General features: G+C 58.9%; 15 protein-coding genes. 4 read left to right on the top strand and 11 right to left on the bottom strand.

Annotated features, from left to right (window positions below; all coding sequences use genetic code 11):
- Positions 1-92: 92 nt before the first annotated feature.
- The 3 genes from CR159_RS02130 to CR159_RS02120 form a co-directional block, all read right to left on the bottom strand.
- The gene (locus tag CR159_RS02130) at positions 93-3,398 is read right to left on the bottom strand and encodes an autotransporter outer membrane beta-barrel domain-containing protein (protein ID WP_102072325.1); all 3,306 of its coding nucleotides are present in this window, start codon (positions 3,396-3,398) and stop codon (positions 93-95) included.
- A gap of 325 nt (positions 3,399-3,723) precedes the next feature.
- Entirely contained in the window at positions 3,724-4,773 is a 1,050-nt protein-coding gene (locus CR159_RS02125; protein WP_233208134.1) for a BON domain-containing protein, read from the bottom strand.
- Between the two features lie 124 nt (positions 4,774-4,897).
- Positions 4,898-5,425: a cytochrome b gene (locus tag CR159_RS02120; protein WP_102072324.1), complete on the bottom strand. Its 528-nt coding sequence runs from the start codon at positions 5,423-5,425 to the stop codon at positions 4,898-4,900.
- 217 nt (positions 5,426-5,642) lie between these two features.
- Here CR159_RS02120 and CR159_RS02115 point away from each other — a divergent pair, with 217 nt between their 5' ends.
- Positions 5,643-6,401 (top strand): TerC family protein, encoded by a 759-nt coding sequence (locus CR159_RS02115; RefSeq protein ID WP_102072323.1) that lies wholly within the window; start codon positions 5,643-5,645, stop codon positions 6,399-6,401.
- A 28-nt stretch (positions 6,402-6,429) separates the two neighbouring features.
- Here CR159_RS02115 and CR159_RS02110 read toward each other — a convergent pair whose 3' ends face one another.
- The 3 genes from CR159_RS02110 to coxB are packed head-to-tail and all read right to left on the bottom strand — an operon-like array spanning position 6,430 to position 10,309.
- Entirely contained in the window at positions 6,430-6,771 is a 342-nt protein-coding gene (locus CR159_RS02110) for a hypothetical protein (protein ID WP_102072322.1), read from the bottom strand.
- Positions 6,772-6,776: 5 nt separating this feature from the next.
- Positions 6,777-9,320, bottom strand: a complete 2,544-nt coding sequence (locus CR159_RS02105) for a cbb3-type cytochrome c oxidase subunit I (RefSeq protein WP_102072321.1) — start codon at positions 9,318-9,320, stop codon at positions 6,777-6,779.
- Positions 9,320-10,309, bottom strand: a complete 990-nt coding sequence (gene coxB, locus CR159_RS02100; protein WP_102072320.1) for a cytochrome c oxidase subunit II — start codon at positions 10,307-10,309, stop codon at positions 9,320-9,322. The genes CR159_RS02105 and coxB overlap by 1 nt, the downstream gene beginning before the upstream one ends.
- Before the next feature lie 209 nt (positions 10,310-10,518).
- Between coxB and CR159_RS02095 the strand changes: the two genes are divergently transcribed.
- Positions 10,519-10,935, top strand: coding sequence for a c-type cytochrome (locus CR159_RS02095; protein WP_102072319.1), 417 nt, complete (start codon positions 10,519-10,521; stop codon positions 10,933-10,935).
- Positions 10,936-10,953: 18 nt separating this feature from the next.
- On the top strand, positions 10,954-11,832 hold the full coding sequence (locus CR159_RS02090) for a c-type cytochrome (RefSeq protein ID WP_102072318.1): 879 nt from the start codon (positions 10,954-10,956) through the stop codon (positions 11,830-11,832).
- A gap of 23 nt (positions 11,833-11,855) precedes the next feature.
- Here the strand turns inward: CR159_RS02090 and CR159_RS02085 are convergent, their stop codons facing one another.
- The 4 genes from CR159_RS02085 to CR159_RS02070 all read right to left on the bottom strand — a co-directional run bounded on the left by CR159_RS02085 (position 11,856) and on the right by CR159_RS02070 (position 14,930).
- Positions 11,856-13,655, bottom strand: coding sequence for a diguanylate cyclase (locus CR159_RS02085; RefSeq protein ID WP_158238488.1), 1,800 nt, complete (start codon positions 13,653-13,655; stop codon positions 11,856-11,858).
- A 156-nt stretch (positions 13,656-13,811) separates the two neighbouring features.
- The gene (locus tag CR159_RS02080; protein ID WP_233208133.1) at positions 13,812-14,129 is read right to left on the bottom strand and encodes a MatE family transporter; all 318 of its coding nucleotides are present in this window, start codon (positions 14,127-14,129) and stop codon (positions 13,812-13,814) included.
- 158 nt (positions 14,130-14,287) lie between these two features.
- The gene (locus tag CR159_RS02075; protein ID WP_102072316.1) at positions 14,288-14,515 is read right to left on the bottom strand and encodes a hypothetical protein; all 228 of its coding nucleotides are present in this window, start codon (positions 14,513-14,515) and stop codon (positions 14,288-14,290) included.
- Positions 14,516-14,714: 199 nt separating this feature from the next.
- Positions 14,715-14,930, bottom strand: a complete 216-nt coding sequence (locus tag CR159_RS02070; protein WP_102072315.1) for a hypothetical protein — start codon at positions 14,928-14,930, stop codon at positions 14,715-14,717.
- On the opposite strand from CR159_RS02070, the gene CR159_RS02065 reads away from it, so the two are divergent.
- A complete protein-coding gene (locus CR159_RS02065; protein ID WP_102072314.1) occupies positions 14,929-15,183 on the top strand; it encodes a hypothetical protein in 255 nt (84 codons plus the stop codon). The two genes, CR159_RS02070 and CR159_RS02065, sit on opposite strands and share 2 nt — an antisense overlap.
- 20 nt (positions 15,184-15,203) lie before the next feature.
- On the opposite strand, the gene CR159_RS02060 is transcribed toward CR159_RS02065, so the two are convergent.
- Positions 15,204-15,479, bottom strand: a complete 276-nt coding sequence (locus tag CR159_RS02060; protein ID WP_102072313.1) for a hypothetical protein — start codon at positions 15,477-15,479, stop codon at positions 15,204-15,206.
- Between the last annotated feature and the right edge of the window lie 100 nt (positions 15,480-15,579).

Raw genomic sequence — 15,579 nt, 5'->3', positions numbered from 1 at the left:
TCTCCAATGCAGCCACAATGCCGCAGCATGTTCCGCCACCACTTTCAAGTGCTCGAAATCGTAACAGACTTCCATGGAATGCAACAGTTAAATCAGAACCGCCAACGCATCGACAACTGTCCTTCCAACGCCTTATAGCCATTGCCCAGCCGGCCACCCAGGTCGATGCCCGTAGAAAAGCGTTCGCTGCGCTTCCAGTCCACCCCTACGCGCAGGGCGAGGCTGTCGCGCGGCAACACGGCGTTGGTGCTTTCGAAAGCAGCCGCCGGCCACGCCGCGAACCGCGCCGTTTGCGTCACATTCCGGTTCAGCCACTCATGCTCCCAGCTCGCCTGGGCGTGCGCCCTGACTTCACCTTGTGATTGCAATGGCAGCATCATGCTGGCACCCATCCCGATGCTGGAGCGCAGCGCGTCGATACGCTGGCTGTCCAGGTACAGGCGCGTGGCGGCTGCGCCCGACTCATCGACGCCTGGGCGCGATACCCGTGCGTAGTTAAGTGACGCAAAGGGACCTGCCGACAATGTCGGGCTAAGGCGCCATCGATAGCCACCGCCTGCCTGCACCGAAGCGCTATGGCCGGTCCAGTCGGCCGAATGTGCGGCGTAATAGTCGCCGACTGCCACGTGACGGTCCATGGAGCCCTCTTCGATGCCGAACCGGACGCCGCCATAGGCATAGGGGCCCGCGAACGCGTCAGGCTGGTATCGAACTTGCGCGCCCAGGCCGAAGGCGGTGCTTTCCCCTTTGCCCCACTGCGGCGCCTTGAGTCTCACGGACTGATCGGCGATATCCAGGTGGACACCCACGAAAGTGTCCGGCTGCGCGTTCAGGCGCCGACCGCCACCGATGACAACGCCGTAGGTGGAGGCGTCGTAACCTACGATCGAATCGCGGGCGTCTTGCCTGCCCTCGCCGCCAAAGGCAACGGCAAATCCCTTCCAGTCTGAACCGCTATTGCCCAAGCCTTCGCCAAAGCCGCGCAAGGCGGTATCCATCACATCGCGTTCGCGCTGCAACGATGCGGCAAAGCCTGCGCTATAGCCAGCCGGCGACACTAGAGACAAGCTGCGGCCGACCTCGCTGCCATCCGGCGCCGAGAAGTCCAGCGTACGGAAAAAGGACTGCGCATCTGATGGAGCGTGCCCGGCGACCTGCTGCAGCGCCTGACCCGCCGCCCGCTCATTGTCATCCTGGCCATACTGGCTGTAAGCATCGGCGGCACGATGAGCCTCCAGCAGGTAGCGTTGCCCGCCCAATGCCGTCGCGCTGAAGTCCAGGGTCGGGGATGTGGACGCGAATGCAACAATACCGAATTCACCGCGTTGTACGGCCGCGTCGACCACGCTGCCCGTCTGTACGGTCCAGGCGCTGCTGTACCAATCTGCCATCGGGGTAAGCTGGAGCGTGCCGGCGAGATCTGCAGTGCCGCTGACGGCCACTACATCGTGCGCACCGCTAGCCATGAACTCCGCTGCCAGCCTACCGGAAGACGTCTGCGCGTAATCACCGTCGACGGTCATGCGTCCAATGGAGTTGCCGGGAGCAAGCGTGCCATGGTTTGAAAACCTGGTGCCTGGCGCCATGCCAAACGTCGACGTGCCCGACAATGTTGCGCCATCGCGAACAGCCGCCCCATGCACCTGGTGCATACCACTCAGACGCGTCTCACCGCCCTCGAAAGACAGCGTCAAGTTGTCCTTCCCGCTGATATTGCCGGCGTAGGCAAAGCGAAAATCGGAATCCGCAACGCCTGTCGCCCGGCCTTGCTCGTCTGCGCGTTGGCCGAAAGAGACGGTGGTCAAGCGCAGGTCGCCGGCCGCATCGCGCTCGGCGTAGCGGGACACGATGTCACCGTCGACTCGTGCACCCTGCATCAAATTGATGCTGCCCACATGGGCGTTGGCGGAAATGTAGATGGCCGCCTCGCGTCCCGCCACACGGCCGCTGATGTCTGCCTGGCGTACGAGTGGACCTTGCAGCTCCGGCAGCAAATCGAAGGGCTGGCCATGAAGTGTACGGATGTATGACCCGCGGGACTCAACCTCGTTGCTCAGGCCGTTGTCGCCGAAGTCAAAGCGCAGTCCCACACCTCGCGTGCCCTGCGCTTCCACATCGCCGCGCTGCACCAGCACATGATCCTTGCCGTAGGCGAACATGACGCCCTGGCCGTCCAGGCCATTTGCATGCACACGCACTCCGGGGTCGATGATAAGCGTGTTGCCTTCGCCGTCCACCCTTATTCCAGCGCCGCCCGCACCCGCGGCCAACAAGTCGCCGACCTGGCGAATCCGGTTGTGACTGCCATAAACGTGCAGGCCAAGTCCAAGGGATGCGCGGTTGTACTGGCCATGCAGATATTGCGTGCCTTCTGCATTTCGTGCAAAGAAGCCTCGATCATTGACGATATCCAAGCCACTTCCGTATACCGAGCGCCCGAAGAAGTTTCGACGATCTATCGTGTAGCCTATGTCCTGCAGGACAGCAAGCTCAGCCTCCGTGAACGCCGTGTAACTGCGGTAGTTCTGGTGGCTCATCGTGCTGTTGTTGAGCTCGAGATGGCTCATATTGTTATTGTCCACGCCCGTTTCGCCGCCGACCTCATAGAGCATGGTGACAGGTACACCGGGCAATCCACCGTCCAGCGCCTCAAGAATATTTGGGCCAACCAGTATGCCTCGGTCGCTGCGCACATCGAATGCGGCGGGATCATAGGCGTTGTCGCAGCCCTCACACAGTATGGCCTGATTCGGCCTGGCCGGATTACCGTTGTCGTCGACCATCAAAGGCGCCATACCGGTAAGCACGTCCGCAAATTGAGGTGTGAAGGGGCCCTCCGCGTCGTCAGCCCCGCCCAGGATGCCCAGACCATGGGCAAGCTCGTGAATTGCGGTTGAAACCAAGTCGTCCTTTCCAGACAGCGGAATCTGCGTAAGCGCGGATGTGATCGGGTAACCGGATGGGCCTAGGCCAAAGTAACCATGTGCGCCGACATTCAGATCGTCTTCGTCAACAGGAAGTCCTTGCAAACTCTGTTGAAGGAGTGTCTTGGTGCCGGCATCACCGTTCTCCAGCGGTGAACCGCCAAAGGCGTTGCCAGGAGTGTCGTCCGTACCGATATTCACAATCGTCGGCTGCGCGCTGTCACCCATGGGCTGTATCACTTCCGCCCAGTATTTCAAACCGGTGACGATCTGCTCCTGCAAATGCGGCTGCCACGCCCAAACCGACTCCTGCGACTCATCGCCTTCCTCGATGTAGGGTCCATCCTCCACGTCGAAGAAACGCGCCTCAAATACTATCCTTCCCGCCGGGTTTTCAATACTTCGGTATTCAATGGCCGAGGATGGGGAAGCCCCGAGTAACAACACCAATGCAAAAGGGGCAATTGTCTTCATCTTGTGTGAGATACCAAAGGGAAATAGTCAGGGACGCAAATGCCACCACACTGCCTATTGCAATGAGTAACAAATCGTATTAGGCCTAAACTTTATCACACAGCCCCCGCATGGGACACGAGCACACTGGCCGCCGAGCGCGGTCGGAAACTGATGACGTACTCGCATAACGCGGCAGATATTTCCGACGGCCAATTGCCCTGCACATTGAGGCGCTAAACGCGAGATGGGTACGGCAGGGGCGCAAAAGAAACCGCCGCCAGCGGCACAAGGGCGGTGGCGGCGATGCGTGAACCTGTTGGATCAGGACGTGATTCGTGTTGCCTTAACTCTTGTTGGAACCGCTGGACGAACCGGTTTTGTTACCCGAGCTTCCTGCGGGCTGTCCAGCACCGCCCATCGAGTTGCTGCCGCCGGTGCTGTCGGCGCCCTGTCCTTCTGAGCCAGTGCCACCGCCCCCCGCCCTCATTTCCGCAGAGATTTGCCGGCTCATGCCTCCGGGGGTTTGTTGCCCGAATGAACCTTCCCGCTCGACGCGAATACGGTTATCGACGTCTTGCACGCCCATGCAGTCGTCGGCCCGATCTTCAATGGCATGTTTTGTGCGCCTGTCCTGGACGGTACCCTCAAGGGTGACCTTGCCGTCGGCTACGCTGACCGATACGTCGCTTACGTCCAGACCACTGTGGCTTAGCTGTTCGCAGATGTCTTCGCGCAGGCGTTCATCAGAGCGTTTGTAGCCTTTGGGTGTATGTCGCTGGCGCCCGGACTGCCAACCCATTCCTTGGCCTTGCCCCTGGCCACTGCGCCCTTGGCCGCGTTGCCAATCCGATTCGCCGCCTTCCGACGAGCCAAAGCCTCGACCGCCCAGGCCCCCACCGTAGCCGCCGTAACCTTGTTCGCGTTCGTATCCGCCACCGCCACGGCCTCCATAGCCGCCTTGTTCGTATGGCCAGTTTTCAAAGTTGCTTTGATGGCTGCCATAGTTCGATTCTCGGCCGCCACGGCCTTCGTTCTGACCGCCACCGCCATAACGTCCCTGGCCACCGCTGTAGTTCTGACCCCCGCCTCCATAACGGTCGTCATGAGCAGTGCGTTGTCCACGTCCATGGCTGCCCTCCCGGTTTGCGTACTGCTCACCATTGTCGAAGTCCCGACCGCTATCAAAATCGCGGCCTTGGCTCAGGGTACCCATGAATTGGTCGGAGCGCTCGTATCCGCCTTCATAGCGAGGGGCGTCGTCGTAGTGCTGGCCCCGCTCACGGTAACCGCCGCCCTGTCCGCCGCCACCCGACCTCCCCTGCCTGCCATCCTCTTCATTCCGATCGCCTGCACTACGATCGCTGCCATATCGGCGCTGATTGTCGTTACGCATCTTGCTTTCTCCTTAGCTGAATGTTCCGTATACCGGATGGTTGCCCATCACTGCTTTGAGAACAAAATGCAGCAAGCCGCGTACCGGAGCGCCGGCGCCGTGCGAAGCCCTGAGCGTGCCCTTGTTACTGGCCCAGCATGCGACGCAGTGTTTGATCACGCCTGACGAAGTGATGGAATAGCGCCGCGGCAATATGGCCCACTACCAGTACTACGAAAATCCACGCGATCGGCGAATGCAGGTTTCCGATCGCGCCAAGCCAAGGTATTTCCACCTCGGTTTTTGTGACGATATCGACGCCGAAGACGGTAAGTCCGTAGCCGCCTCCGAGCATTGCCGCGAGGCCGGTAAGCGGCATGAGGAACATACAGGCATACAACAAAAAATGCCCCAGCCTGACCATTGCCGGGGAGGCCTCGGGTTGCGGTCGATGCGGGCGTTGTCGCATTGCCCATCCTAAGCGTACGATCGCCAATGCGAATATAAGGACGCCAATGGATATGTGCCACGGGACGATGGTTTGGCCAATCCAGTGCTCGCCATCGCGTATTCGGTCCCCAAGCTTCAGGAACTGAAGCAGAATCAGCAAGCCCATTCCCCAGTGTAGAAAACGTGTTGTGCCGCCGTAGTGGCTGGGTGAGTCGTTGCGCATGGCTTGCTCCAGTATGGTTCGGTCATGAAATGATGCTGGTAAAAAATGAGGAATACCAATTCTTAAATTTAGCTTAACACGGGGGTATTACGGTAAATGATGGCGTTGGCGAATAACACTGACCGCCTGTGTTGCTGCGTGAGAATGTGTGCAATACTTAAATCGCAACTCAACAAACACTTAGCTACGTGCGCTGGTTGAACAGGGGTGAAGCCACATGGACTATCTGATACAGCTTGCCGTCAATCCCACCGCCTGGGTGGCTTTGGCCACTCTTATTGCAATGGAAGTCGTGCTGGGTATCGACAACCTCATTTTCATATCGATTCTTACCAATAAACTTCCCGAAGCCCAGCGAACGAAGGCACGGCGAATAGGTATCGGCCTCGCATTGATTTTGCGCTTGGGTCTTTTGGGTACAGTCGCCTGGATCGTGCAGCTTACCGAGCCGGTCATCCACCTGTTCGATCAAGGCTTTTCGTGGAAAGACATGATCCTGATCGCCGGCGGTCTATTCCTCCTATGGAAGGCGACCAAGGAGATCCATCATAGTGTCGATCCCCCGCCTGAAGGCGACATGTTCGAAGGAAAGAACGCCGGAAAGGCTGTGTCGATGTCCTTTTCGGCTGCCATCGTGCAAATCCTGTTGCTCGATCTGGTTTTTTCTGTCGACAGCATCATCACGGCCGTGGGAATGACCGAGCACATACCGATCATGGTGATCGCAGTCGTGGTTGCGGTAACGGTGATGCTGCTTGCCGCCAACCCGTTAGCCGAGTTCATCAACCACAATCCTACTGTGGTGATGTTGGCACTGGGCTTTCTGATCATGATAGGCATGACTTTGATTGCCGAAGGCTTCGGCGCGCATGTACCCAAGGGATACATCTACGCAGCCATGGCATTCTCGGCGGCCGTTGAAGGCCTGAACATGATGGCGCGAAGATCGAAGCGAAAGTCGCGGCGACCACACTAAGGTACGCCTACAGTAACAAAGGCGCGGCCTAAGCACAGGCCGGCAGCAGCAATACAGGTATCGTCTCCCAAACCACCGCGACGCCGGACAGCAGGCTTAGCGCACCGGCAAGCCACGGCAGGAATCCTGGATTTTCCATAGGCGGCATGCGTGTGCGCTGGCGCAAATAGACCAGCGCCATCGCGACAAGCGCCAGCAGGCTCGCGGCGATGATGATCCATGAAGACACCGGAATGCCGGCCCAGGTGCCGTGCAGCGCCGGCCGCGCGCACGCTATGCCGTTGACGGTATAAATGGACAGGTAGTGCGCCGCCCAAATGATAGGGCCGGCAAGCATGGACAGGAATGTGCGCGAGAAGCGGCTCTGCATGGCGTTCACCCGACCAGACGCGGAAAGCCGTGGACCACCCCAAGCCCGAGCAAGCCCTGTGCGACCGCGTAATACCAGAAAATCATGGTGTTATCGAAGCAGGCAGGCCGCTCCGGCGACAATCTGCCTGCCAACGAACGCGCTACGGTAAATACACCCATATAGCTCAGCACGATCACAAACAGGCCCTGTAATCCGACCAAGGCATAGACGGACGCGGCATAGCCACTGTCCTGCGGCCGCAGGCCGGTGAGCCAATGCCCGTAGCCTTCGAGGGCTATCGCTGTGATCAGCATCAGGATGGCGGCCGGCAGGCCCACGCGAAGCAGCCTTTGCCGATCCCGCCTTAGCCGGCGACCCATCCATGCAACAAGCACGCCGCTGCCCAGCAACAGGCAGGCAGACAGCGCCGGCAACGTCATCGCCGGAAGTTGCGGCGATGCCAGCCATACCTCGGGAGACGTCGTCCACAAGAACAAATAGGCAAACAGCAAGGAGCTGAAGATGCTGGCGCAAACCATCACCAGGACAATCATTGCCCACCAGGAATGGGAAGCGCTGCCGCTACAAGATACCGGCAGACGCAGCCCGCCGCCAATGTCGACCGGAGGGTGCCGGGGACCCGCGTCAGCATCCCATAACCAGCGCCATATCATTGCCAGGGCAAGGAAGCCGCATGCGGCGGCCAGTGCGACCAACTTGAAGGTCAGGAGCAGGAAAAACCCAGCCGTGCCCAGCGCGGCAAGAAGAGGCGACCAGCCTGGACCCGGAAGCTCGAGCACGTACTCGGGGCGTGCATCGATCGCACTGGTAACAAGCGTCGAACGCCCGCCCGTCGGCGCATTCGGCAGGTAATAGCGACCGGCGTCCACGTCTTCGGCAAGATCGGGTTGATCCCACAGCGGTTCGCGGCTTGTCACGAACGGTACACTGCGCGGGCCAAAAGAGCTGCTGGGGAGCCACTCCAGCGTGCCCGCCTGCCAGACATTGCCGGCACTCTTGTCGCCGCTCGGCCGGAGGTTGCGCAGCAGGTCAATCAGGAACACCAGCACGCCGGCGGCGATCATATAGGCGCCGATGGTCGACATCATGTTAAGCAGCCCCCAGCCATAACTGTCCGCGTAGGTGTAGACACGTCGCGGCATGCCAGCCAGGCCGGTGAGGTGCATCGGAAAGAAGCCAAGATTGAAGCCGAGGAACATCAGCCAGAATGCCCAGCGACCCAGACGCTCCGATAGAACGCGTGCGCTGGCGAACGGAGCCCAGTAATAAAAGGCCGCAAACAGCGGAAAGACCATGCCGCCCACCAGCACATAATGAAGATGGGCAACGATGAAGTACGTGTCGTGCGCCTGCAAGTCGAACGGAATGACGGCCACCATCACCCCGGTAAGCCCGCCAAGCACGAAGATAAAGAAGAAGCCGAGTATGAAAAGCATCGGCACCTTCAAGGGCCGCAATCGTACGGCAACGGCAATCGTGGCGATCCACGCAAATATCTGTATTCCAGTCGGCACAGACACCGCCATGCTGGCGGCCGACGCAAAACTCAGCGATAGCTGCGGAATACCGGTAGCAAACATGTGGTGCACCCACAAGCCAAAGCTGAGGAAACCAGTGGCGACCACCGCCAGCACGATATAGCGGTAGCCGATCAGCGGGACGCCAGTCATGGCCGGGATGATCATCGACACCATGCCGGCCCCCGGCAGGAAGATAATGTAGACCTCGGGATGCCCGAAGAACCAAAACAAGTGCTGCCACAGCAGCGGGTCGCCGCCCCGGCCGGCGATAAAGAACGGCATATCAAAGGCGCGCTCCAGTTCCAACAGCGCGGTTGCGACAATAACCGCCGGGAACGCGATGATCACCATACCGGAAAACACGAGCATCACCCAGGCAAAAACGGGCATCCTGTCCAGCGTCATGCCGGGCGCGCGCGTACGCAGTATGCCGACGGCAAGCTCAATCGCGCCCGCGATCGCCGAGATCTCGATAAAGCCTATGCCCAGCAGCCAAAGGTCGGCGTTGACCGCTGGTGAATAGGCGGTGCTGGTCAACGGTGGGTACATGAACCAGCCGCCTTCCGGAGCCAGTCCCACGAAGATGCTGCAAAAGAAGACGATGCCGCCAACGGCATAAGCCCAATATGCATAGGCTGACAGCCGGGGGAACGGCAAGTCGCGGGCGCCCAGCATATTGGGCAGGAGCAATACGGCCATCGCTTCCACCGCCGGCACGGCGAACAGGAACATCATTACCGTGCCGTGCATGGTGAACAGCTGGTTATACAGGTCATGCCCGATCAGATCGTTGTCGGGCACGGCCAATTGGGTACGCATCAACAGCGCCAACACGCCTGCGAGCAAAAAGAACAGCAATGCCGTGCCGACATAAAGCAGGCCTACATAATTATTATTGACGACAGTGATTGCACGCCAACCTGTCGGTCGTTGCCAGGCGCGCCGCAACTGCTCGATTTCGCCTTCCGGGCGAGGCAGCGGATTGGGCAGCGTGCAGGCCTGTTCTGTCACGTGATTGTCGGGCATCACTTGAGACTTTCCATATAGTGCGCGATGGCCCGCAGGCCCTCGCCGGAAAACTGATTGAACGAAGGCATCTGGTTGCCCGGCTTGATATGCTGGCTACCTGCAATCCAGCCGGCCAGCGTACCGACGTTATTGGGCAGGACACCGGCGGCCAGTGAAAGGCGGGTACCGATATGCGTGAGGTCGGGACCGAGCGTGCCGACTGCCTCGGTACCCCGAATGGCATGGCATTGAGCGCAGGCCTGCAGAAAGTATTGCTTTCCCGCCTCAAGCCGGTCATCGGCCGGCGCTCGCGCCGGCTCGCGCTGCGATGCCAGCCACGCCTGGAAGTCGTCTGGAGCAAGCGCCTGCACATCGAACATCATCTTCGCATGCTGGGCTCCACAGTATTCCGCGCACTGGCCGCGGAAGCGGCCCGGCTCGTCCGCCTGCACGCGCAGCCGGTTGACGTGGCCCGGCACCATATCAAGCTTGCCGGCCAGATTCGGCACCCAGAAACTGTGAATCACATTATCGGACTTGAGCACAAGCTCTACCGGCTGCCCGACCGGGATGCGGATGTCGTTCGCCGTCTCGAACATCGGCTGGCCGTCATTGTCCAGATACCGCACCCGCCACCACCACATCTCGCCGGTTACCTCGATGCGCGCCGCGGGCGGCGTGTCGGCTCTAGCCATAAGCGATGCCGCGCTCAAGGTATAAATCAGCAGTGCACTGAGGACGGCCACCGGAAAAACAATGCCGGCGCCAATGATCAATGAACGACGGCCAAGCAGCCCCCGCATGCGCGGCGGACCATAAAGCGCCAGCACCAGCATAAGCATCACCAGCAGAAAGATCACGGTTGCACCGACGAACAGCATCCAGCTGATGTCCACAACGCGACGGGCATCTTCGCTTCCCGGATTGAGGGCTGATTGCACGTCGGCCCACACCGGCAGCGGCAATACGGTGAGAAGCACGGAATAAGGATGGCGCGAACGGGACATGTAGTATCTGGACTAGATTCGACCAAGAAATGCAGGACCTGCCTCGGTTTCTTGCAGGGGCTGCATTATGCGTAGCACATTGCATACCACGCCTGCCTGTGAATCGCCAGCCGCGCTGCTCCTCTCCAGTCCCTACGCCCTTGCTGCTCGCCATAAATTGACCCTGGCAAACAAATTGCTGTGCTGTTCCCAAATGAGGAATCGCTGACATGCACAGTCGCCTAACCCGAAGCCCCGCATGCCGAACGGCAGCGTTGCTGGGGATGATTGCCCTGTTGCTGCTTGCCGGTTGCGGCGAACAACGCCTGCCGCTTTCGCCACGCGGTCAACCCGACCCATTGGAGGGGGCGGACCCTATCCGTGGACGGCAGCTTGTCGATAGTTATGGCTGCGTCGCCTGTCATACCGTGCCGGGGGTCCGTGGGCCTTCGTCCAACGTGGGCCCGCCACTGGAAAAAATGGCATTGCGTGGCTACGTGGGCGGTGTATTACCCAATAACCCCTACAATTTGGTGAGATGGTTGCTGGATCCTCCGGCGGTCGATCCACGTACCGCCATGCCCAACATGGGGATGAGCACAGCGGATGCCCGGCACATCACCGCCTACCTCCTCACCCTGGACTAAGAACAAGGACACTGGACGATGAGGACATGGAAGCGTGTGGCCGGCATCACTCTCGCGACATCAGCGGTAGCCGCCGCCGTGCTGGGTGGCATCGTTGTCTACACCGGCGTGTACGACGTCAGCGCGACCAGCCAGCACACGGCGGTCGTCTACCACCTGCTCGAGACTTCCCTGCGGCGCTCGGTCAAGTTGCGTACCAGTGAACTGAACGTGCCGGACCTGAACAGCGCCGACCGCGCCGTAAACGGCTTCAAGGATTTTGATGCGCATTGCGTGCAGTGTCACGGCGCACCGGGCATTGCTCCGCAGCCCTTCGCCCTTGGCTTGACGCCTGTGCCCGCATCTCTGGTCGATACCGCCCGCGTGTGGTCGGCAGCCGAGATCTACTGGGTAATCCGGCATGGCATCAAAATGAGCGGTATGCCGGCATGGCGGTACCGAATGACCGACCAGCAAATATGGGACGTGGTGGCGTTCGTTAAAGTCCTGCCAACCTTGTCACCCGCCGACTACAAGGACTGGATCAGCCAGCATGGTTCGGTGCCGAAGCAAGCGGAAATACAGACGCCAAGGATATCGGCCACGTCAACGGCGCCGGACGCGCAACTTGGCGATGCCGCAGCCGGACAAAAGGCGCTGCAGCAGTATCTGTGCGTAGCGTGTCATGCAATACCGGGCGTCGTGGGTGCGAATCACCATGTCGGCCCACCCCTGGCTGGAATCGCCAGCAGGCAATACATTGCCGGTGTGCTGCCCAATACGCCAGCCAACATGCTGCGCTGGCTACGCAATCCGACCGACGTGGATCCATTGTCGGCCATGCCGGATTTGGACGTAAGCGAACAGGATGCGCGCGACATCGCCGCTTTCCTGTACACGCTGAATGACACGGAGTAGCGACCGACGCCGAGACGTCTTCGCTAAATGAAAGTTTCTACGGCACTTCCTGTATTTGGCACCGTGAAATGCGCGCCTTGGCGTTCAATGCCGGCCGATCTCCCGGCAACACAGATCCTATTGCGCCCGGAATGCTTGGCCTGATATAGAGCGCCATCAGCCATTTCCATCAGGTCATCGAGGTCGAGACCACTGCACCACGCGGCGACCCCGATCGAGGCGGTGACGCGCAACACGGGTGTATTCTCGACGCACAGCGCGTTTTCAGCGATGGCGCTTTTCAGCCGCCCAGCTATCTCCACCGCCAGATCAAGCGTCGTTTCGGGCATTAGAACGGCGAATTCCTCCCCGCCCACTCTCGCAATGATGTCGCCCGAACGCAAAGTCTTGAGCAGCACCTTGCTAAAGCTTTGCAGCATCAGGTCGCCCACCCTATGTCCATGCGCATCATTGATATGCTTGAAATGATCCACATCGACCATAAGCAGGCAAGCTGCCTCTGCATTGCATGAAGCACGTATCAGCTCTTCCCTGGCTAGTTCCATGAAGTAGCGGCGGTTCGCCAATCCGGTCAGGAAATCCTGATACGCCTGATGTTCCAGGATACCTACCTGACGCATATGGTCGGTCATATCCCGTCCGATGGCGATAATTTCTGTCGTATTCCCGCGCACATCGAACAAGGCCCTCGCGGTCCATTGCAAATGGCGGATGCCGCCCATGGTCAACTCGCGTAGCGTGAAGCTGAGTGCGTAAGGCGGATCGAACAGCTTTCGAAACGACGTATGGGCAAGCTCGCGGTCGGCCTCCACCACTCGCGCGGAAAAATGCTCGCCGAGATGCTCGCCTGCAGCCTTCCCATAAATACTCGAAAACGCTTGATTCAGGTAGGTATAGTTTCCCTGCGGGTCGAGCTTCGCTACCAGGTCGGTAGTATTTTCAACGATAAGCTGATAGTTCTCCCGGGTCGCCTGCAAGACCGCCTCTGCGCCTGCTGCCTGATGTTCCGACCTGCGCTGAGCAAACTGAAACGCCCGCACGGCCAGAGAGCTGACAAGACAGATCGATAAAAAAATCATTGTCCGAAACGCAATATCCTGGCTCCACTGCAAAAATATCTCGGTCTCGTCTCGGCCTAACTCGATCATCAATGGCTTGTCGATTTTCAACGTGGCGGGATTCACTGAACGCTGCACAATCATATGGCCAGCGTGACTCACCGACGCGGCGCTCAGTTTCATGGGATCGGTGACGAACGCTGGGCCATCGGCATGATAAATTCCGCCCCACATGTCAGGGGCGTATAGCACCGACGTCAACAACGCGCTGAAGTACGGCGGATTAAGCATTACAGAGACCGTGCCGGCAAATTCCCCGTCTCGGCCGGGAATCATTCGACTAACGTTGACGACATTGGAATAGAGCGAGCTTTGGTAGGGTAAAGAAACATATAAAGCATGCGCGTCCGGATGCGCCTTGATTTCTCGGTAATACGGATGGCCGCCAACATTTCGACCGATTGTTTGGCTCCGATCCGAGGCGATCGTATTGCCATGCGCGTCAACAATCGCGATAGACCGCACGCCGGGCAAAGCGGCTGCCAAGGCGGAAAAATAGCTTCCGACCACATCGCCCGATAGCAAGGTTGTACGGCTTTCCTGCATATCCGTCAGGATACGGTCAAGGATCGAACTGACTGTCAATAACTGATACTGCATGTTGTCGGCGACTATCCCAACCTGGGCTGACAGCCGTTCTTCTTCGCGCTCCGCGATCCGACCATGCGTCCGGTAGAGATTTACCGCGATTAACGTCAGCAGCACTGTCAGCGCCGCTCCCAACCATACCCACTGCGTCAGGAAGGGGCTTCTCCCGATTCGTTTTCGCGCGACCATCATTTCGATTAGTAAAATAATGCTTCATACTACAACGATTATGGTCCGGCTCGCGAATTTCCTTTGAATGTCAGCGGTCCAACATCAGCTTTCGTTCACGCCGCCGTTGCGTTCAGGATCCGGCGCGGTACGTGCCAACCCCGCGCGGTCTTCGGATACGATCTTGTTGGGCTCGATATCGTCGTCCAGAGGCTCCTCGCCGGTGTTCTCCACCTGCGGCCGTTCACCTGTATTGTTCCTGTCGCTATCCGTGTCCGGCATGCTCAGCGGGACATCGTTGCCCGAGTCGGATGAGTCGCTGGGTCCCAATGCGGGTTCGCTACGGCCTATTTTTATCAGACTGGCCTCTTCGGCAAATTCACGATCTTGCTGAGCCCTTTCCAGGTCTTTGTCGGTAACCATAATCAATCTCCCATAGTCGTCGACGTTCATCCAGCAAGCGGCAAGCCTAACGCGCGATCACGTCAGTATTGGTGGCATCCCAACCCTGAAAGGGCGGATTGCGCTGGACCAGCCAGGCAAACAGCAAGCCTTGCTCTGACCGGTTTTTTTCTTATTGACTAGGGCGTGGCTGGCTGATCGCCATCGGCTTCAACTTCGCTGTCCTCAACAACGGCGTCTTGAACGGTGTCGTCTTCCTCGCCGGGCTCAACGTCCCCTTCGGGGCTGGCATCATCGTCCAGAGCAGTTTCAGGCTCTTGAACGAGGTCTGCATTTTCTTCAGTTGGAATTGCATCGGTGACAATGCCTTCGTCGGGAGTGGCTACTTGATCAATGTTCTCTGTCATATCATCTCCATATTTAGTCGTTTACTCGGGATTGTCGATTTGCAGTTTCCATAGGCGATGTTTCAACATCGGCTGCCCCACGCATGTACGAAACTGCCCCCAGATAGTCGCCTTTCTGCCGCGGGCCACCAATAAGCCAGATGGCAGATACGGGGCATCCAATGGCCGTGGACACATGGCATATTTCGGTCCGTAACGGTTACGGCTTATCGTCATTCGCTCCGTGTCCAGCGCCCACACCGTCGGTGACGGCGACGACGGCGCTTTTTATAAGGCCTGGACCGATACCGCAGACCGCTTGATGGCTGAAGGCGTGGAGCACAGGCTGGCTGCGTGCATCGCGGACCCGGCGCAAGCCTGTCCCGCGGATGGCTTTCGAGCCTTTGCAATGAAAATGGGGGTCGACATCAAGCATGCGGGAAATGGAACGCTACACCATGGCGGAAAAAATAGATCAGATCCGCTGCCCTACCCTCGTTATCCGTGCGCAGGATGATCCGCTGGCCGGCGGCGCAGTCGCCTTTTACGATGCGCTGCGCTGTCCGAAGAAATTGCTCGAGATGTCGAATCGGGACGGCGCCGGCGACCACTGCGAAATGGGCAACCGTTCTTTGCTTAACCGCAGGGTGCTTGACTGGCTGGACGAGATCCTGGGCCAGCCGGCGTGATGCCGGCGCGCCTTACCGGGCTAGCGAACATCCACGCCCAGTATGCCGCTGGAGACGACATCCTGGAATAGACCTGTATAGGTGCGATCCAGGCGAATAATATATTCCTTGTCCGTTTCGTCGAATTGCCGTTCTGGCACGCTTACGCCCATTCTGCTTAAACGCAACAGCACGGTGTTGTAGGGGTGTGCGATAGGCCTGCCCATGAAGGGACCGGATTGGTAGACGCCATGTTGAGAATAAATTGCGGCTTCTCCAGCAAATGGAAAGGAGCCTGAGGTTTTGCTTGTTTCCATACTTACGTCTCGTATCTGAATGTATCGCCGCTAGTATATACACAGATCGAAAAGTTTTCATCCGCGGATGCATGCTGAACCGAGGCTTGCTGTTTATCCC

This window comes from Pollutimonas subterranea, assembly GCF_002849655.1.
In the GTDB taxonomy this organism is placed as follows: Bacteria; Pseudomonadota; Gammaproteobacteria; order Burkholderiales; family Burkholderiaceae_B; genus Pollutimonas; species Pollutimonas subterranea.
Note: the sequence above shows the minus strand (reverse complement) of the source record. Positions and strands in the feature narration are given on the sequence as shown.

What these genes read in the sequence shown, in the direction of transcription:
- CR159_RS02080 (WP_233208133.1), bottom strand. Translation starts at nt 14,129, where the DNA reads ATGGTTACCGACAAAGACCTGGAAAGGGCTCAGCAAGATCGTGAATTT.
- CR159_RS02095 (WP_102072319.1), top strand. Translation starts at nt 10,519, where the DNA reads ATGCACAGTCGCCTAACCCGAAGCCCCGCATGCCGAACGGCAGCGTTG.
- CR159_RS02065 (WP_102072314.1), top strand. Translation starts at nt 14,929, where the DNA reads ATGCGGGAAATGGAACGCTACACCATGGCGGAAAAAATAGATCAGATC.
- CR159_RS02125 (WP_233208134.1), bottom strand. Translation starts at nt 4,773, where the DNA reads ATGCGTAACGACAATCAGCGCCGATATGGCAGCGATCGTAGTGCAGGC.
- CR159_RS02090 (WP_102072318.1), top strand. Translation starts at nt 10,954, where the DNA reads ATGAGGACATGGAAGCGTGTGGCCGGCATCACTCTCGCGACATCAGCG.
- coxB (WP_102072320.1), bottom strand. Translation starts at nt 10,309, where the DNA reads ATGTCCCGTTCGCGCCATCCTTATTCCGTGCTTCTCACCGTATTGCCG.
- CR159_RS02070 (WP_102072315.1), bottom strand. Translation starts at nt 14,930, where the DNA reads ATGCTTGATGTCGACCCCCATTTTCATTGCAAAGGCTCGAAAGCCATC.
- CR159_RS02115 (WP_102072323.1), top strand. Translation starts at nt 5,643, where the DNA reads ATGGACTATCTGATACAGCTTGCCGTCAATCCCACCGCCTGGGTGGCT.
- CR159_RS02060 (WP_102072313.1), bottom strand. Translation starts at nt 15,479, where the DNA reads ATGGAAACAAGCAAAACCTCAGGCTCCTTTCCATTTGCTGGAGAAGCC.
- CR159_RS02105 (WP_102072321.1), bottom strand. Translation starts at nt 9,320, where the DNA reads ATGCCCGACAATCACGTGACAGAACAGGCCTGCACGCTGCCCAATCCG.
- CR159_RS02075 (WP_102072316.1), bottom strand. Translation starts at nt 14,515, where the DNA reads ATGACAGAGAACATTGATCAAGTAGCCACTCCCGACGAAGGCATTGTC.
- CR159_RS02130 (WP_102072325.1), bottom strand. Translation starts at nt 3,398, where the DNA reads ATGAAGACAATTGCCCCTTTTGCATTGGTGTTGTTACTCGGGGCTTCC.
- CR159_RS02120 (WP_102072324.1), bottom strand. Translation starts at nt 5,425, where the DNA reads ATGCGCAACGACTCACCCAGCCACTACGGCGGCACAACACGTTTTCTA.
- CR159_RS02110 (WP_102072322.1), bottom strand. Translation starts at nt 6,771, where the DNA reads ATGCAGAGCCGCTTCTCGCGCACATTCCTGTCCATGCTTGCCGGCCCT.